The 25,817-nt window shown below is 34.3% G+C and carries 31 protein-coding genes, 2 tRNA genes and 1 other annotated feature; all 33 genes read left to right on the top strand.

The genetic code is table 11. The features are described 5' to 3' along the window. Window positions 1-11 precede the first annotated feature (11 nt). The 33 genes from rlmB (at window position 12) to rplX (ending at window position 25,811) form a co-directional block, all read left to right on the top strand. On the top strand, window positions 12-812 hold the full coding sequence (gene rlmB / locus B5S50_RS10035) for a 23S rRNA (guanosine(2251)-2'-O)-methyltransferase RlmB (protein WP_065078557.1): 801 nt from the start codon (window positions 12-14) through the stop codon (window positions 810-812). Beyond that, window positions 809-1,321 (top strand): NYN domain-containing protein, encoded by a 513-nt coding sequence (locus B5S50_RS10030; RefSeq protein WP_217303701.1) that lies wholly within the window; start codon window positions 809-811, stop codon window positions 1,319-1,321. Before rlmB ends, B5S50_RS10030 begins: the two co-directional genes overlap by 4 nt. Before the next feature lie 73 nt (window positions 1,322-1,394). After that, window positions 1,395-2,036, top strand: coding sequence for an RNA polymerase sporulation sigma factor SigH (gene sigH, locus B5S50_RS10025; protein ID WP_065078555.1), 642 nt, complete (start codon window positions 1,395-1,397; stop codon window positions 2,034-2,036). Between the two features lie 84 nt (window positions 2,037-2,120). After that, window positions 2,121-2,195: transfer RNA gene (locus tag B5S50_RS10020), tRNA-Gly, on the top strand. A gap of 9 nt (window positions 2,196-2,204) precedes the next feature. Then, window positions 2,205-2,280, top strand: a tRNA-Thr gene (locus B5S50_RS10015). A gap of 82 nt (window positions 2,281-2,362) precedes the next feature. Next, complete coding sequence (tuf, locus tag B5S50_RS10010; protein WP_065078548.1) at window positions 2,363-3,556, top strand: elongation factor Tu; 1,194 nt, start codon at window positions 2,363-2,365, stop codon at window positions 3,554-3,556. A gap of 185 nt (window positions 3,557-3,741) precedes the next feature. After that, window positions 3,742-3,891, top strand: coding sequence for a 50S ribosomal protein L33 (rpmG, locus tag B5S50_RS10005; protein WP_013240706.1), 150 nt, complete (start codon window positions 3,742-3,744; stop codon window positions 3,889-3,891). 61 nt (window positions 3,892-3,952) lie between these two features. After that, entirely contained in the window at window positions 3,953-4,165 is a 213-nt protein-coding gene (gene secE / locus B5S50_RS10000; RefSeq protein ID WP_063600016.1) for a preprotein translocase subunit SecE, read from the top strand. A 41-nt stretch (window positions 4,166-4,206) separates the two neighbouring features. Further along, window positions 4,207-4,728, top strand: a complete 522-nt coding sequence (gene nusG / locus B5S50_RS09995) for a transcription termination/antitermination protein NusG (protein ID WP_063555939.1) — start codon at window positions 4,207-4,209, stop codon at window positions 4,726-4,728. 70 nt (window positions 4,729-4,798) lie between these two features. Further along, the gene (gene rplK / locus B5S50_RS09990; RefSeq protein WP_013240703.1) at window positions 4,799-5,224 is read left to right on the top strand and encodes a 50S ribosomal protein L11; all 426 of its coding nucleotides are present in this window, start codon (window positions 4,799-4,801) and stop codon (window positions 5,222-5,224) included. A 56-nt stretch (window positions 5,225-5,280) separates the two neighbouring features. Next, window positions 5,281-5,970 (top strand): 50S ribosomal protein L1, encoded by a 690-nt coding sequence (gene rplA, locus B5S50_RS09985; protein ID WP_065078554.1) that lies wholly within the window; start codon window positions 5,281-5,283, stop codon window positions 5,968-5,970. Between the two features lie 24 nt (window positions 5,971-5,994). Beyond that, window positions 5,995-6,124 (top strand) — a sequence feature (ribosomal protein L10 leader region). 46 nt (window positions 6,125-6,170) lie between these two features. Continuing rightward, window positions 6,171-6,674, top strand: coding sequence for a 50S ribosomal protein L10 (gene rplJ / locus B5S50_RS09980; RefSeq protein ID WP_082848491.1), 504 nt, complete (start codon window positions 6,171-6,173; stop codon window positions 6,672-6,674). Window positions 6,675-6,709: 35 nt separating this feature from the next. Further along, window positions 6,710-7,081 (top strand): 50S ribosomal protein L7/L12, encoded by a 372-nt coding sequence (gene rplL, locus B5S50_RS09975; protein WP_013240700.1) that lies wholly within the window; start codon window positions 6,710-6,712, stop codon window positions 7,079-7,081. Between the two features lie 312 nt (window positions 7,082-7,393). Beyond that, complete coding sequence (rpoB, locus tag B5S50_RS09970; RefSeq protein WP_065078553.1) at window positions 7,394-11,122, top strand: DNA-directed RNA polymerase subunit beta; 3,729 nt, start codon at window positions 7,394-7,396, stop codon at window positions 11,120-11,122. Between the two features lie 17 nt (window positions 11,123-11,139). Beyond that, on the top strand, window positions 11,140-14,676 hold the full coding sequence (rpoC, locus tag B5S50_RS09965; protein ID WP_065078552.1) for a DNA-directed RNA polymerase subunit beta': 3,537 nt from the start codon (window positions 11,140-11,142) through the stop codon (window positions 14,674-14,676). A 113-nt stretch (window positions 14,677-14,789) separates the two neighbouring features. After that, complete coding sequence (locus tag B5S50_RS09960; RefSeq protein WP_217303700.1) at window positions 14,790-15,032, top strand: ribosomal L7Ae/L30e/S12e/Gadd45 family protein; 243 nt, start codon at window positions 14,790-14,792, stop codon at window positions 15,030-15,032. Window positions 15,033-15,113: 81 nt separating this feature from the next. Further along, on the top strand, window positions 15,114-15,491 hold the full coding sequence (gene rpsL / locus B5S50_RS09955; protein WP_013240696.1) for a 30S ribosomal protein S12: 378 nt from the start codon (window positions 15,114-15,116) through the stop codon (window positions 15,489-15,491). A gap of 156 nt (window positions 15,492-15,647) precedes the next feature. Beyond that, window positions 15,648-16,118, top strand: a complete 471-nt coding sequence (gene rpsG / locus B5S50_RS09950; RefSeq protein WP_065078550.1) for a 30S ribosomal protein S7 — start codon at window positions 15,648-15,650, stop codon at window positions 16,116-16,118. Window positions 16,119-16,196: 78 nt separating this feature from the next. Further along, on the top strand, window positions 16,197-18,266 hold the full coding sequence (gene fusA / locus B5S50_RS09945) for an elongation factor G (protein WP_065078549.1): 2,070 nt from the start codon (window positions 16,197-16,199) through the stop codon (window positions 18,264-18,266). 39 nt (window positions 18,267-18,305) lie between these two features. Beyond that, complete coding sequence (tuf, locus tag B5S50_RS09940) at window positions 18,306-19,499, top strand: elongation factor Tu (RefSeq protein WP_065078548.1); 1,194 nt, start codon at window positions 18,306-18,308, stop codon at window positions 19,497-19,499. Between the two features lie 347 nt (window positions 19,500-19,846). Next, window positions 19,847-20,155 carry a 30S ribosomal protein S10 gene (gene rpsJ / locus B5S50_RS09935; RefSeq protein WP_011988802.1) on the top strand — a complete coding sequence of 103 codons (309 nt, stop codon included), beginning with the start codon at window positions 19,847-19,849 and terminating at the stop codon, window positions 20,153-20,155. 69 nt (window positions 20,156-20,224) lie between these two features. Continuing rightward, window positions 20,225-20,854 carry a 50S ribosomal protein L3 gene (gene rplC, locus B5S50_RS09930; protein WP_065078547.1) on the top strand — a complete coding sequence of 210 codons (630 nt, stop codon included), beginning with the start codon at window positions 20,225-20,227 and terminating at the stop codon, window positions 20,852-20,854. A 24-nt stretch (window positions 20,855-20,878) separates the two neighbouring features. Further along, window positions 20,879-21,499, top strand: a complete 621-nt coding sequence (gene rplD, locus B5S50_RS09925) for a 50S ribosomal protein L4 (protein WP_065078546.1) — start codon at window positions 20,879-20,881, stop codon at window positions 21,497-21,499. Further along, window positions 21,499-21,798, top strand: a complete 300-nt coding sequence (gene rplW, locus B5S50_RS09920) for a 50S ribosomal protein L23 (protein ID WP_013240690.1) — start codon at window positions 21,499-21,501, stop codon at window positions 21,796-21,798. Before rplD ends, rplW begins: the two co-directional genes overlap by 1 nt. 54 nt (window positions 21,799-21,852) lie before the next feature. Further along, window positions 21,853-22,686 (top strand): 50S ribosomal protein L2, encoded by an 834-nt coding sequence (gene rplB, locus B5S50_RS09915; RefSeq protein WP_065078545.1) that lies wholly within the window; start codon window positions 21,853-21,855, stop codon window positions 22,684-22,686. A 111-nt stretch (window positions 22,687-22,797) separates the two neighbouring features. Continuing rightward, a complete protein-coding gene (gene rpsS, locus B5S50_RS09910) occupies window positions 22,798-23,094 on the top strand; it encodes a 30S ribosomal protein S19 (protein ID WP_063599799.1) in 297 nt (98 codons plus the stop codon). Window positions 23,095-23,115: 21 nt separating this feature from the next. Continuing rightward, window positions 23,116-23,451, top strand: coding sequence for a 50S ribosomal protein L22 (gene rplV / locus B5S50_RS09905; protein WP_013240687.1), 336 nt, complete (start codon window positions 23,116-23,118; stop codon window positions 23,449-23,451). Between the two features lie 18 nt (window positions 23,452-23,469). After that, on the top strand, window positions 23,470-24,141 hold the full coding sequence (gene rpsC / locus B5S50_RS09900; RefSeq protein WP_217303699.1) for a 30S ribosomal protein S3: 672 nt from the start codon (window positions 23,470-23,472) through the stop codon (window positions 24,139-24,141). A gap of 17 nt (window positions 24,142-24,158) precedes the next feature. Continuing rightward, window positions 24,159-24,602, top strand: coding sequence for a 50S ribosomal protein L16 (gene rplP, locus B5S50_RS09895; RefSeq protein WP_065078543.1), 444 nt, complete (start codon window positions 24,159-24,161; stop codon window positions 24,600-24,602). Next, complete coding sequence (rpmC, locus tag B5S50_RS09890) at window positions 24,592-24,804, top strand: 50S ribosomal protein L29 (RefSeq protein ID WP_013240684.1); 213 nt, start codon at window positions 24,592-24,594, stop codon at window positions 24,802-24,804. The genes rplP and rpmC overlap by 11 nt, the downstream gene beginning before the upstream one ends. A 20-nt stretch (window positions 24,805-24,824) precedes the next feature. Beyond that, a complete protein-coding gene (gene rpsQ, locus B5S50_RS09885; RefSeq protein WP_013240683.1) occupies window positions 24,825-25,079 on the top strand; it encodes a 30S ribosomal protein S17 in 255 nt (84 codons plus the stop codon). Window positions 25,080-25,106: 27 nt separating this feature from the next. After that, the gene (rplN, locus tag B5S50_RS09880) at window positions 25,107-25,475 is read left to right on the top strand and encodes a 50S ribosomal protein L14 (protein WP_013240682.1); all 369 of its coding nucleotides are present in this window, start codon (window positions 25,107-25,109) and stop codon (window positions 25,473-25,475) included. Window positions 25,476-25,493: 18 nt separating this feature from the next. Then, on the top strand, window positions 25,494-25,811 hold the full coding sequence (gene rplX, locus B5S50_RS09875) for a 50S ribosomal protein L24 (RefSeq protein ID WP_013240681.1): 318 nt from the start codon (window positions 25,494-25,496) through the stop codon (window positions 25,809-25,811). Window positions 25,812-25,817: the final 6 nt, after the last annotated feature.

Genomic DNA, 25,817 nt, shown 5'->3' with positions numbered 1-25,817 from the left:
AGGGTAGGATTATGAAAAATAAATATAAAAAGTCAACGAACTTGACAGATAAAACTGAGTTTAGAGAGGATTTAATTGAAGGCAGAAATGCAGTTATTGAAGCTTTAAAATCAAGTAATACAACTATAGAACAGATTTTTCTTGCAGAGGGAAATATGTCAGGTTCTATAAATATAATACTTGCTAAAGCTAAAGAAAAGCATATAGTTGTAAAACAGGTGGATAGAAAAAAGCTAGATAAAATTTCCCAGACAGGAGCACATCAAGGAGTAATTGCACAAATAACCCCTTATAAATACTGTGAAGTAGAGGATATATTAGAATACGCTAAAGAAAAAAAAGAGGCCCCTTTTATAATTGTATTAGATGAAATAGAAGATCCCCATAACTTTGGTGCAATAATAAGAACTGCTGAGATATGCGGTGCTCATGGAATTATAATACCTAAAAGAAGAAATGTGGGAATTACGCCTGTAGTATATAAATCTTCTGTAGGAGCAGCAGAGTATATGAAAATATGTAAAGTTACAAATTTAAATACTACAATAGAAAAATTAAAGAAAGATGGTATATGGGTATATGGGGCTGATATGAGTGGAGAAAATTATTGCTTTGATGTTGATTTTAAGGGGCCTGCGGCTTTAATAATAGGAAGTGAAGGAAGAGGAATAGCTAAACTAACTAAAGAAAAATGTGATGTGCTGGTAAAGATACCTATGGTAGGAAGAGTATCATCCTTAAATGCTTCTGTGGCAGGTGGCATATTGATGTATGAAATATTAAAGCAAAGAATAAAATGTGGTAGAAGTTGAGAAATATTTTTGTAGATGGATATAATGTTATAAATAGTTGGCCTAAGTTAAATAATATAAAGAATTATAGCCTTGAAACCGCAAGACAGTCGCTTATAGAAACTTTAAGCAATTACTCGGTATATAAGGGCTATAAAGTTTTTATAGTATTTGATGCCCATATGGTATCGGGAAGCTTAGAAAAAAAAGAAAAAATTAATAAAAATGTTGTAGTAGTATTTACTAAAGAAAATGAGACGGCAGATAGTTTTATAGAAAGAACTGTAAATAATATAGGACGTAAAAATGAAGTATTTGTAGTAACTTCTGATTCGCTAGAACAGCAAGTAATATTTCAGAGAGGTGCTGTTAGGATGTCCTCTATTGAATTTTATCATGAAGTTAATAATGTAGAGAACCATATAAAAAGTAAAATAGAAAAGAGATATCACGAACAAAGAAATACCTTGGAAGATAGGATAAAAAAGGATATATTGGAAAAGCTTGAAAAGATTCGTAAAAGTGACTAAAATGTATTGACTATAAATTTACTTTTAATGTATAATTGTAGCAGTGGTTTATAATTGTGTTGGAGGGGATATCTTGGATAATGGGAGTTATAATGCTAGGAAAGTTTCCCCCTTTGAAGAAAAATTAGATGAAGAAATAGTTATTGAGGCAAAAAAAGGGGATGTAAGTGCTCAGGAGTACCTGATAAATAAATATGGAAATTTTGTTAAGTCAAAATCAAAGTCATATTTTTTAATCGGTGCGGATAAGGAGGATATCTACCAGGAAGGTATGATAGGTTTATATAAGGCCATAAGGGATTTTAAACCAGATAAGTTATCATCTTTTAAGGCTTTTGCAGAACTTTGCGTGACCCGTCAAATAATAACTGCTATAAAAACTGCTACTAGACAGAAGCATATTCCATTAAATACATATATATCTTTAAATAAGCCTATATATGATGAAGAATCAGATAGAACTTTATTGGATGTTTTGTCTGAAACTAAGGTGGCAGATCCCGAAGAACTTGTAATTGGAAGGGAAGAGCTAAATCATATACAAAGTGAAATAGGGGAAGTGTTGTCAAATTTAGAAATGGAAGTACTTATGTCTTATGTCGATGGAAAGTCATATCAAGAAATTGCATGTGATTTAGATAGACATGCCAAGTCTATAGATAATGCTTTACAGAGAGTTAAAAGAAAATTGGAAAAATGTTTAATTCATAAATAGAAAATAGTATATTGACAAAAAAATATACTTGTATTAGAATTAATAACTGATATGTTACTTTTGATATTTAATTGAAGTTTATTGGCGGGAGTAGTTCAGTGGTAGAACACCAGCTTCCCAAGTTGGCCGTCGCGGGTTCGAGTCCCGTTTCCCGCTCCAAGAGAAATTGCCCATGTAGCTCAGTAGGCAGAGCGTCACCTTGGTAAGGTGGAGGTCACCAGTTCAATCCTGGTCATGGGCTCCAATAATGATGTATAAAGTTTTTACAACACACCAGGATGAGTTTACTTAAATAAGATGTGTATAACCAACAAGGAGGAAGAGTAATGTCAAAAGAAAAGTATGAAAGAACAAAACCACATGTAAACATAGGAACAATAGGACACGTAGACCATGGTAAGACAACATTAACAGCAGCAATAACAATGGTATTGTCAAAAGAGGGAAAAGCAGCAGCAACAAAGTATGATGAAATAGATAAAGCACCAGAAGAAAAAGAAAGAGGAATAACAATAAATACAGCACATGTAGAATATGAGACAGACAAGAGACATTATGCTCATGTAGACTGTCCAGGACATGCAGATTATGTAAAGAACATGATAACAGGAGCAGCACAGATGGATGGAGCAATCCTAGTAGTAAGTGCAGCAGATGGTCCAATGCCACAGACAAGAGAACATATATTGTTAGCAAGCAGAGTAGGAGTACAGTATATAGTAGTATTCTTAAATAAGTCAGACCAGGTAGACGATCCAGAATTACTAGAATTAGTAGAGATGGAAGTAAGAGAATTATTAAGTGAGTATGGATTCCCAGGAGACGATGTACCAATAATAGTAGGAAGTGCGTTAAAGGTATTAGAGAACCCAGATGATCCAGAAACAACAAAGTGCATACATGAATTAATGGACGCAGTAGATGAATATATACCAACACCAGAAAGACCAACAGATAAGGACTTCTTAATGCCAATAGAAGATGTCTTCACAATAACAGGAAGAGGAACAGTAGCAACAGGAAGAGTAGAAAGTGGAGTATTAAAAATTGGAGACGAATTAGAGATAGTAGGATTAAAGGAAGAGAAGAAGAAGACAACATGTACAGGAGTAGAGATGTTTAGAAAACTTCTAGACCAGGCAATGGCAGGAGATAACATCGGAGTACTGTTAAGAGGAATACAGAGAGAAGAAGTAGAAAGAGGTCAAGTACTAGCAAAACCAGGAACAGTACATCCTCATAAGAAATTTGTAGGTCAGGTATATGTACTTAAGAAAGAAGAAGGGGGAAGACATACACCATTCTTCAATGGATACAGACCACAATTTTATTTTAGAACAACAGATGTAACAGGATCAATCGCACTACCAGAAGGAGTAGAAATGGTAATGCCAGGAGATCATATAGACATGAACGTAGAACTTATAACACCAGTAGCAATGCATGAAGGATTAAGATTTGCAATAAGAGAAGGCGGAAGAACAGTTGGTTCAGGTGTTGTTACTACAATAACTGAGTAATATTTTAGGGACTGGGTTTCTAAATCCAGTCCTTTTGAAAGTAAAAAATCAGGTAGTATCTGTTTATATTTTTAAGCCATTGACATAAAAACTAAGTTGTGATAATTTAGTTAAGTAGTGCATGATTTTCAAGATAAATTTCTAATTGATTATGTTTGTGAGCTATATTAGGAGGTTAGAGAGTAATGAGAGTAAAAGTGATATTAGCGTGTACAGATTGTAAACAAAGAAATTACAATACAATGAAAAACAAGAAAAATGATCCAGATAGATTAGAAATGAAAAAGTATTGTCCTTTTTGTCATAAACACACAGTTCATAAAGAAACTAGATAGTATTGTAGAGGCGCATATTAAATTGTTTTGAGGATGTGAGCAAATGGGTGCAAACGGTGATATGAAAAAAGTTGATAAGCAGACAGCACTTGAAGGTGGGTTCTTTAATTTTTTTAAAGGACTAGTATCAGAATTCAAACGGATAACTTGGGCCTCTAAAGAACATACAAAAAAAGCTACAATTGCCGTTGTTGTATTTTGTGCTATTTATGTGGTGATTGTTGGAGTTATAGATTTTGGATTTAATTCTTTAGCTAAGATTATTATGAAATAAAAAGGAGGTAGGGACTAAGAAATAGTTTTGTCCCTAGAGTTATGTCAGATAAAGCTAAGTGGTATGTAGTTCATACATATTCTGGTTATGAAAATAAAGTTAAAGTTAATCTTGAAAAAACCATAGAAAATAGGAACCTTTATGATTGGATAGATGATGTTCAGGTTCCAATGGAAGAGCAAGTTGAGATTAAAGATGGAAAAAAGAAAATAACCTTAAAAAAAGTATTTCCGGGATATGTTTTAATACACATGATAATGACTGATGATTCTTGGTATATAGTTAGAAATACTAGAGGAGTTACAGGCTTTGTTGGACCTGGTTCTAAACCTGTTCCACTTACTGATGAAGAAGTAAAGGATATGGGAATTAGCGAAAAACCAATAAATGTAGATATATCAGTAGGAGAAAATGTAAAGGTGAAATCGGGACCGTTAGAGAACTTCTTAGCTGTTATCCAGGAAATAAATACTGAGAAAAGAAAAATTAAAGCTTTAGTTAACATGTTTGGCAGGGAAACTCCTGTTGAACTTGATTTTAATCAAATAGAAAAAATAGAATAATGCATAAAGCAAAGGTTTATAGTAAGTGGGAGATGTATTTATACATAACCACATATAGGAGGTGTATATTATGGCTAAAAAAGTAGTAGGAATGATAAAACTTCAACTTCCTGCAGGAAAAGCAAGCCCAGCACCACCAGTTGGACCAGCACTTGGACAGCATGGTGTAAATATTATGGGTTTTTGTAAGGAATTCAATGCTAAGACTGCTAAACAGGCAGGATTTATAATTCCAGTAGTAATTACTGTATATCAGGACAGATCTTTTAGTTTTATACTAAAGACTCCTCCAGCAGCAGTATTACTAAAAAAAGCAGCAGGAATAGAAAGTGGATCTGGTGTACCAAATAAAACTAAAGTTGCTAAAGTAACTAAAGAGCAAGTAAGACAGATTGCTGAAACAAAAATGCCGGATTTAAATGCTGCATCAGTTGAAACTGCTATGAAGATGATAGCAGGAACTGCAAGAAGTATGGGAATAACTGTAGAAGACTAGTTAACCAAAATAAGTGGGAGGTATAAACCGTTAAAACCACAAGGGAGGATTTCGACATGGGAAAAAAGTATATAGAAAGTGCTAAGCTTATTGATAAAGGTACATTATATGAACCATCAGAAGCTATAGAACTTGTCTTAAAAACATCAAAAGCAAAGTTTGATGAAACAATAGAATTAGCATTAAAACTTGGAGTAGACCCAAGACATGCAGATCAACAAGTTAGAGGAGCTGTAGTTCTTCCTCATGGAACAGGAAAAAAAGTTAAAGTACTTGTATTTGCAAAAGGTGCTAAAGTTAAAGAAGCTCAGGAAGCAGGAGCAGATTATGTAGGCGCACAAGAATATGTTGATAAGATTCAAAAAGAAAATTGGTTCGATTTTGATGTTGTTGTAGCAACTCCAGATATGATGGGAGTTGTAGGAAAATTAGGAAGAGTGCTTGGACCTAAGGGATTAATGCCAAACCCTAAATCTGGTACTGTTACTTTTGATGTTGCAAAGGCAATAGAGGAGATTAAGGCTGGTAAAGTTGAATATAGGGTAGATAAAACTAGTATAGTTCATGTTCCAATAGGAAAGAAATCTTTTGAATCACAAAAATTATTAGATAACTTTCATACATTAATGGAAGCTATAGTAAAAGCAAAACCATCAGCATCTAAAGGTCAATATTTGAAGTCTGTAGTAATATCAAGTACTATGGGACCAGGAATAAAGATAAATTCAACAAAAGTTTTAGATTAAATTAACTTGTATGTAATGCAAAAAATTAAATATGTAAATATTCCGTAGACAATAGGTGCGATAGCATAACGGTGTAACCAACCTATCAAGGATTCCAATAGAAAGTATAGTTGGTCTCTCTCTGTGTCTATGGAGAGACTTTTTAATTTATATGTGTTTATTATGTATTGTAGTTTAGACTGCAAGGAGGTGGATACACAGTGAAAAAGAATTATAGAGAAGAAAAAGAAGCTAGAGTTCAAGAAATTAAGGAAAAAATGGAAAAAGCTCAAGGCGTAATATTAGCTAAATATCAGGGCTTAACTGTAGAAGAGGATACTAAACTTAGAAAAGAATTAAGAGATGCAGGTGTAGAATATAAAGTTTATAAAAATACATTAGCTTTAAGAGCTGCTAAAGAATTGGGATTTGACCAATTAGAAGATTACTTTGTAGGTCCAATATCTATAGCATTTGGATATGAAGATCCAACTGCACCAGCAAGAATTCTTAATGATTTTTCAAAAGATCATAAGGTTTTAGAACTAAGAGCAGGAGTTGTTCAAGGCGAAATCTTTGATGAAAATAAAGTTAAAGAGCTTGCTACAGTACCACCGAAAGAAGTACTTATTGCAAAATTACTTGGAAGCTTCAAAGCTCCATTATCAAATTTTGTATATGCATTAAATGCAATTGAAGAAAAACAAAAATCAGAAGAAGCTTAATAATTTAAAGAGAGAAATTTTGGAGGTGTTCATTAATGAGTAAAGAAGAAATCATTCAAGCAATAAAAGAGATGAGTGTTTTAGAATTAAATGAATTAGTAAAAGCATGTGAAGAAGAATTTGGAGTAAGTGCAGCAGCACCAGTAGCAGTAGCAGGAGCTGCAGGAGCAGGAGCTGCAGCTGGAGCAGAAGAAAAAACTGAATTTGACGTAGTACTTAAAGCTGCAGGTGGAGAAAAGATAAAAGTTATAAAAGCAGTTAGAGAAGCAACAGGATTAGGATTGAAAGAAGCTAAAGCTTTAGTAGATGGAGCTCCTAAGACCTTAAAAGAAGCTGTAAGCAAAGAAGATGCTGAAGCTATGAAAGCTAAATTTGAAGAAATTGGTGCTGAAATAGAATTAAAGTAATAAATTAATATAAGGCTTATGAAAGGGGCACTTTAATTTAAAGTGCCCTTTTTATAGTTTTTTATTATAAATTTACAAATTTTATTGTTGACAATTTTTTGATATTATGATAACATAATAAATTGCATTGATTAGTTATGCAGAAAACGTAAATACTTTATTATTTAACACAAATTGAATTAATTATAAAAAAATAGGTTATACTATTACAATGGCAATTAATAAATCCATAAACATCCATATAGTACATATATATACATACATAATGAATGTTTTTGGCTATTTTTAGTTTATGCAAGGGGTGAAAAATCAATGGTACATCCTGTCCAGGTTGGTAAAAGAACAAGAATGAGCTTTTCCAGACTTAAAGAAATAGGCCACATGCCTAATTTAATTGAGGTTCAGCTAGATTCCTACAATTGGTTTTTGAAAGAAGGATTACAAGAGGTATTTGATGATATTAATCCTATTCAAGATTATACTGCTAACCTTAATTTGGAATTTGTAGGATATAAGTTAGATATGGATAATATCAAATATTCTGTAGAAGAATGTAAAGAAAGAGATGCAACTTACGCAGCACCTTTAAAAGTAAAGGTAAGGCTAATTAACAAAGAAACTGGTGAAGTTAAAGAGCAAGAAGTTTTTATGGGAGATTTCCCTCTTATGACGGAGCAAGGAACCTTTATAATTAATGGCGCAGAGAGAGTTATAGTTAGCCAACTTGTAAGATCACCAGGTGTATATTATGATCTTTCAGTTGATAAAACAGGAAAAAATCTTTTTTCTTCAACTGTAATACCTAATAGAGGAGCTTGGCTAGAATATGAAACTGACTCTAACAATGTAATATACGTTAGAATAGATAAAACTAGAAAGTTACCCATAACTATTCTTATTAGAGCCATGGGTTATGGTACAGACGCAGAAATTACTAATTTCTTTGGAGAGGATGAAAGGCTAAAAGCCACAATTGAAAAAGATAATACAAAGACTCATGAAGAGGCTTTGCTTGAAATATATAAAAGGTTACGACCGGGAGAACCTCCCACAGTGGATAGTGCTCAATCACTAATTGAATCTTTATTTTTTGATGCGAAAAGATATGATCTTTCAAGAGTTGGAAGATACAAATTCAATAAGAAGTTATCATTACACCTAAGAATTGCTAATCAGATAGCAGCACAGGATGTAGTTAATCCAGATACAGGAGAAATTCTTATCCAAAAAGGTGAAAAGATAGATAGAGAAAAGGCAGTAGAAATCCAACAGTGTGGAATAAATGTAGTAGATATCCAAATTGAAGATATAGTTTTAAGAGTTATAGGTAATAACTTTGTAGACATACGTAGTTTTATTGACTTTGATATAGATGATTTAAATATAAAGGAAAGTGTCCATTATCCTACTTTAAAGAAAATTTTAGATAATTATAGTGATGAGGAAAGTATTAAGGAACAAATAAGAAAGAATATCCATGAATTAATTCCAAAACATATAGTTAGGGACGATATGTATGCTACCATTAGCTATGAATTGGGATTAGCATATGGAGTAGGCCATACCGATGATATAGATCATCTTGGAAATAGAAGACTTAGATCTGTTGGTGAATTACTTCAAAATCAATTTAGAATAGGTCTCTCAAGAATGGAGAGAGTTGTTAAGGAAAGAATGACCATACAGGATCAGGAAGTTATAACGCCTCAGGCTCTTATAAATATAAGACCTGTAGCCGCGTCTATAAAAGAGTTTTTTGGAAGTTCACAGTTATCCCAGTTTATGGATCAAACTAATCCATTATCAGAGCTTACTCATAAGAGAAGACTATCTGCTTTAGGACCAGGCGGACTTTCAAGAGAAAGAGCTGGATTTGAAGTCAGGGATGTTCATCACTCACATTATGGAAGAATGTGTCCAATAGAGACACCAGAAGGACCTAATATAGGACTTATTAACTCTTTGGCTACATATGCAAGAGTTAACCAATATGGCTTTATAGAAACACCATATAGAAAAGTAGATAAGGAAAATAAGAGAGTTACAAATGAAATTGTATATATGACAGCAGACGAGGAAGATGAATATTTAATAGGTAGGGCCAACGAACCTCTTGATGAAAATGGTAATTTTATAGATAATAAAATTACGGTTAGAGATAAAGAAGATGTTATTGTAGTACCTGGCCAAGACGTTGATTATATGGATGTGTCTTCAAGGCAATTAGTTTCTGTAGCTACAGCTATGATACCGTTCCTTGAAAATGATGATGCCAGCCGTGCACTTATGGGATCAAATATGCAAAGACAGGCAGTTCCACTTTTGAAACCACAGGCACCTATTGTAGGAACAGGTATTGAATACAAGGCTGCAGTAGATTCAGGAGTACTTCCTAAGGCTAGAAATGCAGGTGTTGTTTCTTATGTATGTGCTAACGAAGTAAGGGTTAAGAGAGACTCAGATGGAGGTACAGATATTTATAGACTCCTTAAGTTCCAGAGATCTAACCAGTGCACATGTATTAATCAAAGACCTATAGTTGAAAAAGGGGAAGTAGTTAAAAAGGGAACAGTTTTAGCAGATGGGCCTTCTACAGATCTTGGAGAAATAGCACTTGGAAAAAATATTAGAATGGGATTTACAACTTGGGAAGGATATAATTATGAAGACGCAATGCTTATATCTGAAGAGTTAGTAAAAAAAGATGTATTTACATCAATACATCTAGAGGAATATGAATCTGAGGCTAGAGATACAAAATTAGGACCAGAGGAAATTACAAGAGATATACCGAATGTAGGAGAAGACGCATTAAAGGATATAGATGAAAGAGGAATTATAAGAATAGGTGCAGAAGTTAGAGCAGGAGATATACTAGTAGGTAAAGTAACACCTAAAGGAGAAACTGAACTTACAGCAGAAGAAAGACTTTTAAGAGCAATATTTGGTGAAAAGGCCAGGGAAGTTAGGGATACGTCCCTTAGAGTACCACATGGTGAGGCAGGAATAATTGTAGATGTAAAAGTATTTACAAGAGAAAATGGAGATGAACTTTCACCAGGAGTTAATAAATTAGTTAGATGTTATATAGCTCAGAAGAGAAAGATATCTGTAGGAGATAAAATGGCAGGAAGACACGGAAATAAAGGTGTTATTTCTAGGGTACTACCAGAAGAAGATATGCCTTTTCTACCAGATGGAAGACCTCTTCAGATATGCTTAAATCCACTTGGCGTACCTTCACGTATGAATATAGGTCAGGTATTAGAAGTTCATTTAGGATGGGCTGCTAGTAAACTAGGATGGCATGTAGCAACTCCAGTATTTGATGGAGCTACAGAAGAAGATATATTGGAATGCTTGAAAAAAGCAGGATATAGAGAAGACGGAAAAACAATACTATATGATGGTAGAACAGGAGAAGAATTCAATAGGCCTGTAACTGTAGGATATATGTATATCTTAAAACTAGCACATCTGGTTGATGATAAGATCCATGCAAGATCTACAGGGCCATATTCGTTAGTAACTCAACAGCCATTGGGTGGTAAAGCCCAATTTGGTGGCCAAAGATTTGGTGAAATGGAAGTTTGGGCATTAGAGGCATATGGAGCAGCTCATACACTTCAGGAAATATTGACAGTTAAGTCAGACGATGTAGTTGGAAGAGTCAAAACTTATGAAGCTATTGTAAAAGGTGAAAATATACCAGAACCGGGCATTCCAGAATCATTTAAGGTTCTGATAAAGGAACTTCAAGCTTTATGCTTGGATGTAAAAGTATTAAATGATAATAAAGAGGAAATTAAGCTTAAAGAGTCTGTGGACGAAGAGATGGAAAAACTAGATGTAAATATTGAAGGAAAAGAAGATTCTACTGATTTGCCTCAAGAACAAAATAATGACTATAATGGCGAACAAGAAGAAAATAGCGATACTGAAAATGACAGCGATGAGGATATTGATTTAGACTATGAAGATCTTACTTTAGATGATTTGCAGAGTGATTTGGAAATAGATGATTTTAATGATGAACATTAGGAAGGGAGGATGTACCCTTGTTTGAATTAAATAATTTTGATGCACTTCAAATAGGTTTAGCTTCACCAGAAAAAATAAGAGAATGGTCAAGAGGTGAAGTAAAGAAACCAGAAACAATAAATTATAGAACGTTAAAACCTGAAAGAGATGGACTGTTCTGTGAAAGAATTTTTGGACCAACTAAAGATTGGGAATGTCACTGTGGTAAGTACAAGAGGATAAGATACAAAGGTATAGTTTGTGATAGGTGTGGTGTTGAGGTAACTAAGGCAAAGGTTAGAAGAGAGAGAATGGGACATATTGAGCTTGCAGCTCCTGTATCCCATATATGGTACTTTAAAGGAATACCATCCCGTATGGGACTGATTTTGGATATGTCACCTAGAGCTCTTGAAAAAGTACTGTATTTTGCATCTTACGTTGTTTTAGACCCAAAAGAAACTCAACTGTTAAAGAAGCAACTTTTAACTGAAAAAGAATATAGGGAAGCTGCAGACAAATATGGTGAGCAAAATTTTGTAGCAGGTATGGGTGCTGAATCTGTTAAGAAACTGTTAGAAGAAATAGATTTAGACCAGTTATCTGTGACTCTAAAAGAAGATTTAAAAACTAGTACAGGGCAAAAAAAGGTAAGGATAATTAGAAGATTGGAAGTAGTTGAATCTTTTAGAAAGTCTGGTAATAAACCTGATTGGATGATTATAGATGTAATACCTGTAATCCCACCTGATTTGAGGCCTATGGTTCAATTAGATGGAGGAAGATTTGCTACATCAGATTTAAATGATCTTTATAGAAGAGTAATAAATAGAAATAATAGGCTTAAAAAATTATTAGATCTGGGTGCGCCAGATATAATAGTTAGGAATGAAAAGAGGATGCTTCAGGAAGCTGTAGATGCCCTTATAGATAATGGTAGACGTGGAAGAGCAGTAACGGGACCTGGAAATAGACCTTTAAAATCATTATCTGATATGCTAAAAGGTAAACAAGGTAGATTCAGACAAAATTTGCTGGGCAAACGTGTAGATTACTCTGGACGTTCTGTTATAGTAGTTGGACCTGAACTTAGAATGTATCAATGTGGTCTACCTAAAGAAATGGCACTTGAATTATTTAAGCCGTTTGTTATGAAGAAGTTAGTAGAAAGTGGTTTAGCACATAATATTAAAAGTGCAAAGAGAATGGTAGAAAGAGTACAGACTCAAGTATGGGATGTATTAGAAGAAGTAATATCAGACCATCCAGTAATTTTAAATCGTGCTCCAACTCTCCATAGATTAGGAATTCAGGCATTTCAACCTGTACTTGTAGAGGGTAGAGCTATAAAACTTCATCCATTAGCATGTACTGCATATAATGCAGACTTTGATGGAGACCAAATGGCAGTACATGTTCCTCTATCTGTTGAAGCTCAATCAGAGGCTAGATTTTTAATGCTTGCTGCACATAACATATTAAAACCTTCAGATGGAAAGCCAGTAGTTGTGCCTACACAGGATATGGTACTTGGTTCATACTATTTAACTATAGAAAAAGATGGAGCTAAAGGAGAAGGTAGAATCTTTTCTTCACCGGATGAAGTAATAATGGCATATCAGTTAAAGCAGGTTGATATTAATGCCAAAATAAAAGTTAGACTTACTAAGGTTAAGGACGGAAAAACTATAAGTGGCATAATTGATGCTACCCCAGGTAAAATAATATTTAATGAATCCATACCTCAAGATTTGGGATTTATAGATAGAAGTAAACCTGAGAACGAGTTTAAACTTGAAATTGATTTCCTTGTAGCTAAGAAAAACTTAGGTAAGATAATAAATAAATGCTATATGAAGCATGGTGCTACTAAAACTTCCATAATGCTTGATAAAATAAAAGCTAGAGGATATCATTATTCTACTATAAGTGGTATAACAGTTTCCACTTCAGATATGGTGGTTCCAGAAGCTAAAAAAAGGCTTTTAGCTGAAGCAGATGCAGCAGTAGATAAAATAGAAAAAATGTATAGAAGAGGATTTATATCAGAGGAAGAAAGATATCAAAGAGTTATTGAGAAATGGACTAAAACTACAGAAGATGTTGCAGATGCACTTATGGATAATCTAGATAAATTTAATCCAATATTTATGATGGCGGATTCAGGAGCTAGAGGATCTAAGAGTCAGATCAAGCAGCTTGCAGGTATGAGAGGACTTATGGCAAATCCTTCAGGAAAGATAATAGAACTTCCTATAAGAGCATCTTTTAGGGAAGGTTTGGATGTACTAGAATACTTCATATCAACTCACGGAGCTAGAAAAGGTAATGCAGATACTGCATTAAAGACTGCTGACTCTGGTTATCTTACAAGAAGGCTTGTAGATGTAAGCCAAGATGTTATAGTAAGACAAGAAGATTGTGGAACTCACGAAGGATATGACGTTTCTGAAATAAAAGAGGGAAATGAAGTTATAGAAAGTTTGGCAGAAAGACTTACTGGTAGGTATTCTGCTGAAGATATTAAAGATCCTAAAACTGGAGAAATAATAATACCAAAAGACGTTTATATGGATCCAAAAATAGCTGAGAAAATAGAGGCTTCTGGAATTAAAAAAGTAAAAATTAGGTCTGTATTTACTTGTAAATCAAAACACGGAGTATGTGCAAAGTGCTATGGTATGAACATGGCTACTGCAAAGAAAATTGATATAGGAGAGGCTGTAGGTATAATAGCAGCTCAAAGTATAGGAGAGCCAGGTACACAGCTTACTATGAGAACTTTCCATACTGGAGGAGTTGCAGGATCTGATATAACTCAAGGTCTTCCTAGAGTTGAAGAATTATTTGAGGCTAGAAAACCAAAGGGGCTTGCTATAGTAAGTGAGGTTTCAGGTACTGTAAAAATGGAAGAAACTAAAAAGAAGAGAAGCATTTCCATAGTTATGGATACTGGAGAAGAAGTAAGCTATGATATACCGTTTGGTTCAAGACTTAAAGTATCAAATGGAGATGTAATAAGTGCTGGAGATGAAATAACAGAAGGCTCTGTAAATCCACATGATATTTTGAGAATAAAAGGTGTTCAGGGAGCTAAAAATTATCTTTTGTCTGAAGTTCAAAAAGTTTATAGACTTCAAGGTGTTGATATAAATGATAAGCATCTGGAAGTAGTAATAAGACAGATGACAAGAAAGATTAAGATAGAGGAATCGGGAGATACAGAATTGCTTCCAGGAACTATGATTGATATGTTTGATTTTCAAGAGGCTAATGAAAAGGTGGAAGCTAATGGTGGAGAACCAGCTAAAGGCAGGGTAGCTTTACTTGGTATAACTAAAGCAGCACTTGCAACTGAATCTTTCCTTTCTGCAGCGTCGTTCCAAGAAACTACAAGAGTTCTTACAGATGCAGCTATAAAGGGTAAAATAGATCCATTACTAGGATTAAAGGAAAATGTAATTATAGGTAAACTTATACCAGCAGGAACAGGTATGACTAGGTATAGGTCTGTAAGAATTAATACAGAAGATAAATCTGATGAAAAACAGGTAAGTGATGAGGCAGAAGTGTAGCATATAATTTATTGACATAGCAATATTAAAATGATAAAATACATCTGTATGTTTTTTCAAGAACAAAGCATTATGTAATTTATTTATATAGCATTGAAGGAGGGAATAAAATAATGGTTAACAGACTAAAAGGAAACAAGGTTGTCGGTTTAAAGCAAACAGTTAAGGCAATAAAGAATAGCACTGCAAAAACTGTTTATTTAGCTAAAGATGCTGACGATAAGTTAATACAGTCAGTAAAAGTGTTAATTAATGATAATTCCCCAGAATTGATTTATATAGATACTATGAAGGAATTGGGAAAACTATGTGGTATAGATGTAGGAGCTGCTACAGCTGCTGTATTAAAAGATTAAATGTACAGCATACTAAAATAAGCTTTCAAGAATAATTAATATAAATTGTAAGATATTTTAATTAAAAGAGGAGGTGTAGATATGCCAACAATAAGCCAATTAGTAAGAAAAGGCAGAAAGACAATAAGCACAAAATCAACAGCACCAGCACTAAAAGAATGTCCACAAAAAAGAGGAGTTTGTACAGTAGTTAAAACTACTACTCCTAAAAAGCCAAACTCAGCACTTAGAAAAATTGCCAGAGTTAGGTTGACAAATGGATATGAAGTAAGTGCGTATATCCCAGGTATAGGACATAACTTACAAGAGCACAGCGTTGTTCTAATAAGAGGAGGAAGAGTTAAAGATCTTCCAGGTGTCAGATATCATATTGTAAGAGGAGCACTGGATTCAGCTGGGGTTGCCGACAGATTACAGTCAAGATCAAAATATGGCGCAAAAAAGCCAAAACAAAAGTAATTGATTAATTAAGTTGAGTATTAGTGCTATGTCTTCAGCGTTTATATATATTTACAGTACTTTATCATATTTTGCAGGAGTACAAAGCACTTTGCGGCTTTATTTAAAGCCGAGTACCGATGAACTTAAATTTTAATTGTTAAGGAGGGAAGAAAAGTGGCAAGAAAAGGACATATAGGAAAAAGAGATGTATTACCAGATCCAGTATATAATAGTAAGGTAGTTACAAAATTAGTAAACAGTATAATGGAAGATGGTAAAAAGGGAGTAGCTCAAAAAATATGCTACGGAGCTTTTGACATAATTCATGAAAAAACTAATAAAGAGCCAATGGAAGTATTTGAAGAGGCAATGAATAATATAATGCCTTTACTAGAAGTAAAAGCAAGAAGAATTGGTGGTGCAACATACCAGGTGCCAATAGAAGTTAGACCAGAAAGAAGACAGACTTTAGGAATAAGATGGCTTCTTATTGCATCAAAAAAAAGAAATGAAAAATATATGAGAGAAAGACTTGCTTCAGAATTAATGGATGCAGCAAATAATACAGGTGCAGCTGTTAAGAAGAGAGAAGATACTCATAAAATGGCTGAAGCTAATAAGGCTTTTGCACATTATAGATATTAATATTAAAAACTGTTTTGGTATTTTTACTAAAGCAGTTTTGTCAAATCCTAAATTTACACTTGTGAGGAGGAAATTTAAGTGGAAAGAGAATATCCGCTAGAGAAGTTCCGTAATATAGGAATAATGGCACATATTGATGCCGGAAAAACTACTACTACGGAGCGTATACTCTTCTATACGGGAATAACCCATAAAATAGGAGAAGTACATGATGGTGAAGCTACAATGGATTGGATGGCTCAGGAGCAAGAAAGAGGAATAACTATAACCTCTGCGGCTACTTTTTGTAAATGGAAAGGCCATGCAATAAACATAATAGACACACCAGGACACGTAGATTTTACAGTAGAAGTTGAAAGATCACTTAGAGTTCTTGATGGAGCTGTTACTGTTTTAGATGCCAAAAGTGGTGTTGAACCACAAACAGAAACTGTATGGAGACAGGCAGATAATTATGGTGTTCCAAGAATGGTTTATGTAAATAAAATGGATTCAGTAGGAGCAGATTTTTACATGTGTATAAATACTTTGAGAGAAAGATTACACTGTAATGCAGTTCCTATTCAAATTCCAATTGGAACAGAAGATAAATTTAAAGGTATAGTAGATCTTATTAAAAGTGAAGCTATAATATATGAAGATGATCTTGGAACTGTTATGGATGAAGTTAAAATACCTGATGAGTTAGCAGATAAGGCAGAAGAGTATAGAACAGCTTTAATTGAAGCAGTAGCCGATGTAGATGAAGATTTAATGATGAAATATTTAGATGGAGCAGAAATAACACAAGAAGAAATAGTAGCTGCTATGAGGAAAGGTGTTATTGAAAATAAAATAGTTCCAGTTTTATGTGGATCTTCTTATAAGAACAAAGGTGTTCAGCCAATGATAGATGCTGTAGTTGATTTTATGCCATCACCTCTTGATGTACCACCTGTAAAAGGTACTGATCCTGATACTAAAGAGGAAATGGAAAGAGTAGCTGATGATAATGCACCATTAACTGCACTGGCATTTAAAATTGCTACAGATCCTTTTATAGGAAAATTAGCATTTACAAGAGTTTACTCAGGAATTATGAAGAGTGGTACTTATGTATATAACTCAACAAAAGGGAAAAAGGAAAGAATTGCAAGACTTGTAAAGATGCATTCAAATCATAGACAGGAAGTTGACGAACTTCGTGCAGGTGATTTAGGTGCTATAGTAGGATTGAAAGATACTACTACAGGTAATACTCTTTGCGATGAAAACAGTCCTATAGTACTTGAAAGTATGGAATTCCCTGACCCAGTTATACGTGTAGCTATAGAGCCAAAGACAAAGGCCGGTCAGGAGAAAATGGGTATAGCTTTAGCTAAACTTGCTGAAGAAGATCCAACATTTAAAACTTATACAGATCAAGAGACAGGTCAAACAATTATAGCAGGTATGGGAGAACTTCACTTAGAAATAATTGTGGATAGACTTCAAAGAGAATTTAAGGTAGAATGTAACGTTGGTGAACCACAAGTTGCCTATAAAGAGACTATTAGAAAAACTGTTAAAGCACAAGGTAAATTTATTAGACAGTCTGGTGGACATGGACAATATGGTGATTGTTCCATAGAGATGTCACCTTCAGAAGAAGGATATACATTTGAAAATGCCATTGTAGGAGGAGCAATTCCTAAAGAATTCATTGGACCAGTTGATAATGGAATTCAAGAAGCTGCTCAAAATGGTGTAATTGCCGGATATGAAACTATAAACTTTAAAGTTAAGTTATATGATGGATCTTATCATGATGTAGACTCATCAGAAATGGCATTTAAAATAGCTGGATCTATGGCATTTAAGAATGCTATGAATAAAGCAGACCCAGTTTTACTTGAGCCAATGATGAAAGTTGAAGTCACAATACCAGAAGAATATATGGGAGATGTAATGGGAGACATAAATTCCAGAAGAGGAAGGATCGAAGGAATGGATCCAAGATCAGGAGCTGAAATTATAAGAGCTTTTGTTCCATTGTCTGAAATGTTTGGATATGCTACTACACTTAGATCTAGAACACAAGGTAGAGGAGTTTATTCAATGACATTTGACCATTATGAAGAAGTGCCAAAGAGTATTCAAGAGAAAATTGTAGGAGATAGAAATAGCTAATTTTAGTTAATATATTAGTGTATTTAAGGAGGAAGAGTAATGTCAAAAGAAAAGTATGAAAGAACAAAACCACATGTAAACATAGGAACAATAGGACACGTAGACCATGGTAAGACAACATTAACAGCAGCAATAACAATGGTATTGTCAAAAGAGGGAAAAGCAGCAGCAACAAAGTATGATGAAATAGATAAAGCACCAGAAGAAAAAGAAAGAGGAATAACAATAAATACAGCGCATGTAGAATATGAGACAGATAAGAGACACTATGCTCATGTAGATTGTCCAGGACATGCAGATTATGTAAAGAACATGATAACAGGAGCAGCACAGATGGATGGAGCAATCCTAGTAGTAAGTGCAGCAGATGGTCCAATGCCACAGACAAGAGAACATATATTGTTAGCAAGCAGAGTAGGAGTACAGTATATAGTAGTATTCTTAAATAAGTCAGACCAGGTAGACGATCCAGAATTACTAGAATTAGTAGAGATGGAAGTAAGAGAATTATTAAGTGAGTATGGATTCCCAGGAGACGATGTACCAATAATAGTAGGAAGTGCGTTAAAGGTATTAGAGAACCCAGATGATCCAGAAACAACAAAGTGCATACATGAATTAATGGACGCAGTAGATGAATATATACCAACACCAGAAAGACCAACAGATAAGGACTTCTTAATGCCAATAGAAGATGTCTTCACAATAACAGGAAGAGGAACAGTAGCAACAGGAAGAGTAGAAAGTGGAGTATTAAAAATTGGAGACGAATTAGAGATAGTAGGATTAAAGGAAGAGAAGAAGAAGACAACATGTACAGGAGTAGAGATGTTTAGAAAACTTCTAGACCAGGCAATGGCAGGAGATAACATCGGAGTACTGTTAAGAGGAATACAGAGAGAAGAAGTAGAAAGAGGTCAAGTACTAGCAAAACCAGGAACAGTACATCCTCATAAGAAATTTGTAGGTCAGGTATATGTACTTAAGAAAGAAGAAGGGGGAAGACATACACCATTCTTCAATGGATACAGACCACAATTTTATTTTAGAACAACAGATGTAACAGGATCAATCGCACTACCAGAAGGAGTAGAAATGGTAATGCCAGGAGATCATATAGACATGAACGTAGAACTTATAACACCAGTAGCAATGCATGAAGGATTAAGATTTGCAATAAGAGAAGGCGGAAGAACAGTTGGTTCAGGTGTTGTTACTACAATAACTGAGTAATTAAATTAGAAATATATTACTTGTAAAATTTACTAAATATGTTGTATTAAAAGGGAAAGAGTGCACTCTTTCCTTTTTAATAGGCAGAAATATAAATTTTTACTTGTCATGTATATAAATTTATTGTATAATTAAGAAGTTGTGATGTTATAACAGCGATGAGGCAAGAGGTTGCCGGGCTTCCGGGTAATTCTTGACTGAGTATGCTTAGGTCTTGAACTTAGGCGACGGTGATTTTGTAAAGGCAGTGCTTTCATAAAATAAAAGAAACGCCTGGAACAGTTTACAGAATATATCCGCTGTTGTACGTAAGAAGCATAGCGTGCATGAAAAGGAGGGAAATAACAATGGCAAAACAAAAAATTAGAATAAGATTAAAGGCTTTTGATCATACAATATTAGATCAATCATCTGAAAAGATAGTAGAAACTGCTAAGTCCACAGGGGCAAAAGTAGCAGGACCAGTGCCACTGCCTACAGAAAAAGATGTGGTTACAATTTTGAGAGCCCCACATAAATATAAAGATTCAAGAGAACAATTTGAAATAAGAACTCATAAAAGATTGATAGATATAATAAGCCCATCACCAAAAACTGTTGATGCGTTAATGAGACTTGACTTACCAGCAGGTGTTGATATTGAAATAAAATTGTAATAAGTGGTTTATTACTAACTATTATGATCGTTTTGGCGATCCGCTAATATGTTTAGGAGGTGTATGTAAATGAAAAAAGCTATATTAGGTAGAAAGCTTGGTATGACTCAAATATTTAATGAAAATGGAAAGGTAATTCCTGTTACAGTAATCGAAGCAGGACCTTGTGCTGTTATACAGAAGAAAACTGTAGAAAAAGATGGGTATGAGGCTGTACAGGTTGGTTTTAGCGACATAAGAGAAAAGTTGGTAAACAAACCAATGAAGGGACATTTTGAAAAAGCAGGAGTTACATTAAAGAGATTTATAAAAGAATTCAAACTTGAAAATGCTAGTGAATACAAGGAAGGCCAGGAAATAAAGGCAGATGTTTTCGCAGCAGGAGATAAAGTTGATGTATCTGGAGTTTCTAAAGGTAAGGGATTCCAAGGCACAATAAAAAGATGGAATGCTCAAAGAGGACCAATGTCCCATGGTTCTAAATTCCACAGAGCACCAGGTTCAATGGGAGCTTGCTCAGATCCATCTAGAACATTCAAGAATATGAAAATGGCAGGACATATGGGAAATAGAAACACAACAGTGTTAAATTTAGAAGTTGCAAAAGTTATTCCTGAGAAAAACATTATTTTAATAAAAGGTGGAGTACCAGGACCTAACAAAGGACTTGTAGCAATAAGAAATACAGTTAAGGCTTAGTCTTAGTAGAAAGGAGGATGCAGAATGCCTAAAGTAGGATTATTTAATAAAGAAGGTCAAAAAGTCGGAGATTTTGAATTATCAGATAAAGTATTTGGAGTTGAAGTAAACGAAAATGCTGTTCACCAAGTAGTTGTAGCATTACTTGCTAACAAGAGACAGGGAACTCAGTCAGCAAAGACTAGAGCTGAGGTTTCTGGAGGTGGAATTAAACCATGGAGACAAAAGGGAACAGGTAGAGCAAGACAAGGATCTATAAGAGCACCACAATGGATTCACGGTGGTATAGTTTTTGCTGTAAAACCTAGAGACTATAGAATCTCACTTACAAAATCAGTGAAAAGAGTAGCCATGAAATCAGCATTGTCAAGCAAAGTAGCAGATAATGAAATGGTTGTTTTGGAAAACTTAGAATTAGAAGCTCCAAAGACAAAAGAAATAGTAAAGATGTTAGGTGCATTTAATGCAAAGAAGGCATTAATTGTTACAGCTGAATCAAATAAAAATGTATATGTATCAGGTAGAAATATACAGGGCGTATCAGTTATACCTGTTAACAATTTAAATGTTTATGATTTGTTAAAATATGAAAAACTTATAATAACAAAGGACGCTGTATCAAAAATTGAGGAGGTGTATGCATAATGAAATATACTAATTATGATATCATAAGAAGGCCTGTTGTAACAGAAAAGAGCATGGCTGGTATGAATGAGAAGAAATACACCTTTATAGTTGACATACATGCAAACAAATCAATGATAAAGAAAGCTGTAGAAGATGTTTTCGGAGTAAGCGTTGAAAATGTAACAACAGCAAGATATATAGGAAAGAAAAAAAGAGTTGGCGTTCATATTGGAAAAAGAGCGGATTTCAAAAAAGCTATTGTAAAACTTAAAGAAGATAGTAAGACAATAGAATTTTTTGATGGAATGGAACAATAATTAAAGCAGTTATTGGAGAAATCCAGATAAGCGAAAAAAGGAGGGAATACCGTTATGGCAGTTAAAGGATTTAAACCTACTACACCTTCAAGAAGGAATATGACTGTAAGTACATTTGAAGAAATAACTACAGATGTACCAGAAAAATCACTTCTTGCACCTTTAAAAAGAAGTGGTGGTAGAAATGCTCACGGTAAAATAACAGTTCGTCATATAGGTGGCGGAGCAAAACAAAAGTATAGATTAATAGATTTTAAGAGAAATAAAGATGGCATACCAGCAAAGGTTGCTACTATAGAATATGATCCTAATAGATCAGCTTATATAGCTTTGGTAGTTTATGCAGATGGAGAAAAGAGATATATAATAGCTCCAGTTGGATTAAAAGTTGGAGATGCTGTAGTTTCAGGAGCAGATTCAGATATAAAAGTTGGAAATTGTTTGCCATTAATAAATATACCTGTTGGTACTATAATTCATAATGTAGAATTACAAGCAGGAAAGGGAGCACAACTTGTAAGATCTGCAGGAGCTTCAGCTCAACTTATGGCTAAAGAAGGAAATTATGCAACATTAAGACTTCCAAGTGGTGAGATGAGACATGTAAGAATAGCATGTAGAGCTACAATTGGAACAGTTTCAAACTTAACTCATGAGATAGTTAGCATAGGTAAAGCAGGAAGAAAGAGACACTTAGGAGTAAGACCTACAGTTAGAGGTTCTGTTATGAACCCTAATGACCATCCACATGGTGGTGGTGAAGGTAAGGCTCCAGTAGGTCATCCAGGACCACTTACTCCTTGGGGCAAACCTGCATTAGGATATAAGACTAGAAAACATAATAAGTATTCAGACAGATTTATAGTTAAGAGAAGAAATAGTAAATAGTTTGAAGAGAATATATGTTCTCTTCACTGACTTCTATTTAATGAACCAGTTGCTTTTAGCTATAAACAAAAAAGTTATATCATGCAAATTGTATGAAGGGAGGCAAAATGAATGAGCAGATCAGTTAAAAAGGGACCTTATGTCCAAGAAGCGCTTTTAAAGAAAATAAATGAATTAAATAAAAATGGTGAGAAGAAAGTTATAAAAACTTGGTCAAGAAGTTCAACGATATTTCCTCAGATGATAGGTCACACTATAGCAGTTCATGATGGAAGAAAGCATGTTCCTGTATATATATCAGAGGATATGGTAGGACACAAATTAGGAGAATTTGCACTAACTAGAACATACAGGGGACACGTCGCAGACAAAACTGAAAAAACAACTCGTGTTGCTCCTCAAAAGTAGTTAGGAAGGGAGGTAGAATAAATGGAAGCTAAGGCTATAGCTAGATATGTTAGAATGTCTTCAATGAAAGTAGGAGTTGTACTTAATTTAGTTAGAGGTAAAAATGTAAATGAAGCTTTTGCTATATTAAAATATACTCCAAGAGATGCAGCTGTAGTGGTTAATAAAGTTCTTAAATCAGCAGTTGCTAATGCAGAGAATAATTTGGATTTAGATAAGGATAATCTATATGTTTCAGAAGCTTATGCTTGTGAAGGTCCAACGTTAAAGAGATTTCAACCACATGCTCAAGGTAGAGCATTTAGAATAAATAAGAGAAGTAGTCACATAACTTTGGTAGTTAAGGAAAGAGAGTAATAAGAAGGAGGGAAACAGATGGGACAGAAAGTACATCCACATGGCCTAAGAGTTGGTGTTATTAAAGAATGGGATGCTAAATGGTATGCAGATAAGAAAAATTTTGCAGACAATATAGTTGAAGATAATAAAATTAGAAAATTTGTAAAAGCAAAAACTGCTATTGCTGGAGTTTCAAAAATTCAAATTGAAAGAGCAGCAAAAAGAGTTAAGCTAAATGTATTTACAGCAAAACCTGGAATGATAATAGGAAAAGGCGGCCAAGAAATTAATGCTTTAAAAGCTGAAATTCAAAAAATGGTTACAGAAAAAACTGTGCTTATAAACATCGTTGAAGTAAAGCAGGCAGAAGCTGATGCCCAACTTATGGCAGAAAATGTAGCTTTGCAATTGGAAAAGAGAATTTCCTTTAGAAGAGCTATGAAACAAACAATACAGAGAGCTATGAAGTCTGGCGTTAAGGGTGTTAAGACTACATGTTCAGGAAGACTTGGTGGTGCAGAAATTGCAAGAGCTGAGTCATACCATGAAGGTACAATTCCACTCCAGACATTAAGAGCCGACATAGATTATGGATTTGCAGAAGCAAATACCACATATGGTAAAATAGGTGTAAAAGTATGGGTATATAGAGGAGAAGTGCTCCCTGCTAAAAAACCTGTTGAAAACAAGGAAGAAGTTAAAGCATAGGGAAGGAGGAATAGCATATGTTAATGCCTAAGAGAGTTAAGCATCGTAAGGTACAACGTGGTAGAATGAAAGGCAAAGCTACAAGAGGTAATTTTATAGCATATGGAGATTACGCTATACAGGCTACAGAATGTGCATGGATAACAGCAAATCAGATAGAAGCAGCCAGAATAGCTATAAATAGATATATCAAAAGAGGAGGAAAACTTTGGATAAAGATTTTCCCAGATAAACCAATTACAGAAAAACCTGCTGAAACACGTATGGGATCAGGTAAAGGATCACCAGAATATTGGGTAGCAGTTGTTAAACCAGGTAGGATATTATTTGAACTATCAGGTGTTCCTGAACCAGTAGCAAGAGAAGCAATGAGGCTTGCATCACATAAATTGCCTATAAAGACTAAGTTCGTTACAAGAAAAGATTTTGAAGAAGTGGGTGGTGAAAGCAATGAAGGCTAGAGAATTGCAAGAGTTAAGACAAAGCAGCACTCAAGATTTACAGGCAAAAGTACAAGATCTTAAGTCAGAATTGTTTAATTTGAGATTTCAGTTGGCTACAGGTCAATTAGAAAATCCAATGAGAATAAAGGAAGTCAAAAAATCTATAGCCCAAATTAAAACCATCCTTAGGGAAGAAGAGCTAAGATCATTTGAACAATAGTTTGAAAGGAGGTTTATTCTGTGGAAAGAGGATACAGAAAGACAAGAACAGGAAGAGTTATCTCAGATAAAATGGATAAAACTATAGTAGTTGCAGTTGAAACTAAAGTACGTCATCCACTGTACGGAAAAACAGTTAACAGAACTACTAAATTTAAAGCTCATGATGAAAACAATGAAGCAAGGAATAATGATAGAGTATTAATAATGGAAACAAGACCTTTATCGAAGGATAAGAGATGGAGACTTGTGGAAATAGTAGAAAAGGCTAAATAGTTAATAGCTGAAAGGAGGGTATTTTCAATGATTCAGCAACAGACATTATTGAAAGTTGCAGATAATTCCGGAGCTAAGGAAATTATGTGTATAAGAGTTTTAGGTGGATCCAAGAGAAAATGGGGAAACATCGGTGATACAATAGTTGCTAGCGTTAAAAGTGCAACACCAGGCGGTGTTGTTAAAAAAGGAGAAGTTGTAAAGGCTGTTATCGTTAGATCTGTAAGAGGACTTAGAAGAGCAGACGGTTCATATATAAAGTTTGATGAAAATGCTGCTGTTATAATAAAAGATGATAAGCAACCAAAGGGAACTCGTATCTTCGGACCAGTTGCGAGAGAGCTAAGAGATAAAGATTATACAAAAATATTATCACTAGCGCCTGAAGTTCTATAAGATAAGGAGGTGGCTATAATGGCAAAGGTACACGTTAGAAAAAAGGATACAGTCATGGTTATATCCGGTAAAGATAAAGGAAAAACAGGAGAAGTTTTAAAGGTTATGCCTAAAACAGGTAAAGTCATTGTTAAAGATGTTAATGTAGTTTCAAAACATCAGAAACCAAACAAGCAAAATATGCAGGGTGGCATAATTAAAAAAGAAGCTCCTATATATAGTTCAAAAGTAATGCTATATTGTGACAAATGTAAAAGTGTAACTAGAATAAGTCACAAGATATTAGATGATGGAACAAAAGTAAGAGTATGTAAAAAGTGCGGAGAAACATTTTAATCTTTG

The organism is Clostridium sp. 001 (assembly GCF_019056555.1).
In the GTDB taxonomy this organism is placed as follows: Bacteria; Bacillota; Clostridia; order Clostridiales; family Clostridiaceae; genus Clostridium_B; species Clostridium_B ragsdalei.
This window is presented reverse-complemented; position numbering and strand designations above follow the sequence as displayed.

Coding starts and splice junctions, on each gene's coding strand:
- tuf (WP_065078548.1), top strand. CDS start 18,306: ATGTCAAAAGAAAAGTATGAAAGAACAAAACCACATGTAAACATAGGA.
- rplD (WP_065078546.1), top strand. CDS start 20,879: ATGCCTAAAGTAGGATTATTTAATAAAGAAGGTCAAAAAGTCGGAGAT.
- B5S50_RS09960 (WP_217303700.1), top strand. CDS start 14,790: ATGGTTAACAGACTAAAAGGAAACAAGGTTGTCGGTTTAAAGCAAACA.
- rplW (WP_013240690.1), top strand. CDS start 21,499: ATGAAATATACTAATTATGATATCATAAGAAGGCCTGTTGTAACAGAA.
- rpmC (WP_013240684.1), top strand. CDS start 24,592: ATGAAGGCTAGAGAATTGCAAGAGTTAAGACAAAGCAGCACTCAAGAT.
- rpoB (WP_065078553.1), top strand. CDS start 7,394: ATGGTACATCCTGTCCAGGTTGGTAAAAGAACAAGAATGAGCTTTTCC.
- rplK (WP_013240703.1), top strand. CDS start 4,799: ATGGCTAAAAAAGTAGTAGGAATGATAAAACTTCAACTTCCTGCAGGA.
- rplP (WP_065078543.1), top strand. CDS start 24,159: ATGTTAATGCCTAAGAGAGTTAAGCATCGTAAGGTACAACGTGGTAGA.
- rpsL (WP_013240696.1), top strand. CDS start 15,114: ATGCCAACAATAAGCCAATTAGTAAGAAAAGGCAGAAAGACAATAAGC.
- rplV (WP_013240687.1), top strand. CDS start 23,116: ATGGAAGCTAAGGCTATAGCTAGATATGTTAGAATGTCTTCAATGAAA.
- rplN (WP_013240682.1), top strand. CDS start 25,107: ATGATTCAGCAACAGACATTATTGAAAGTTGCAGATAATTCCGGAGCT.
- tuf (WP_065078548.1), top strand. CDS start 2,363: ATGTCAAAAGAAAAGTATGAAAGAACAAAACCACATGTAAACATAGGA.
- rpmG (WP_013240706.1), top strand. CDS start 3,742: ATGAGAGTAAAAGTGATATTAGCGTGTACAGATTGTAAACAAAGAAAT.
- rplL (WP_013240700.1), top strand. CDS start 6,710: ATGAGTAAAGAAGAAATCATTCAAGCAATAAAAGAGATGAGTGTTTTA.
- secE (WP_063600016.1), top strand. CDS start 3,953: ATGAAAAAAGTTGATAAGCAGACAGCACTTGAAGGTGGGTTCTTTAAT.
- rpsS (WP_063599799.1), top strand. CDS start 22,798: ATGAGCAGATCAGTTAAAAAGGGACCTTATGTCCAAGAAGCGCTTTTA.
- rpsJ (WP_011988802.1), top strand. CDS start 19,847: ATGGCAAAACAAAAAATTAGAATAAGATTAAAGGCTTTTGATCATACA.
- rlmB (WP_065078557.1), top strand. CDS start 12: ATGAAAAATAAATATAAAAAGTCAACGAACTTGACAGATAAAACTGAG.
- rplC (WP_065078547.1), top strand. CDS start 20,225: ATGAAAAAAGCTATATTAGGTAGAAAGCTTGGTATGACTCAAATATTT.
- nusG (WP_063555939.1), top strand. CDS start 4,207: ATGTCAGATAAAGCTAAGTGGTATGTAGTTCATACATATTCTGGTTAT.
- rplA (WP_065078554.1), top strand. CDS start 5,281: ATGGGAAAAAAGTATATAGAAAGTGCTAAGCTTATTGATAAAGGTACA.
- rplB (WP_065078545.1), top strand. CDS start 21,853: ATGGCAGTTAAAGGATTTAAACCTACTACACCTTCAAGAAGGAATATG.
- rplX (WP_013240681.1), top strand. CDS start 25,494: ATGGCAAAGGTACACGTTAGAAAAAAGGATACAGTCATGGTTATATCC.
- rpsC (WP_217303699.1), top strand. CDS start 23,470: ATGGGACAGAAAGTACATCCACATGGCCTAAGAGTTGGTGTTATTAAA.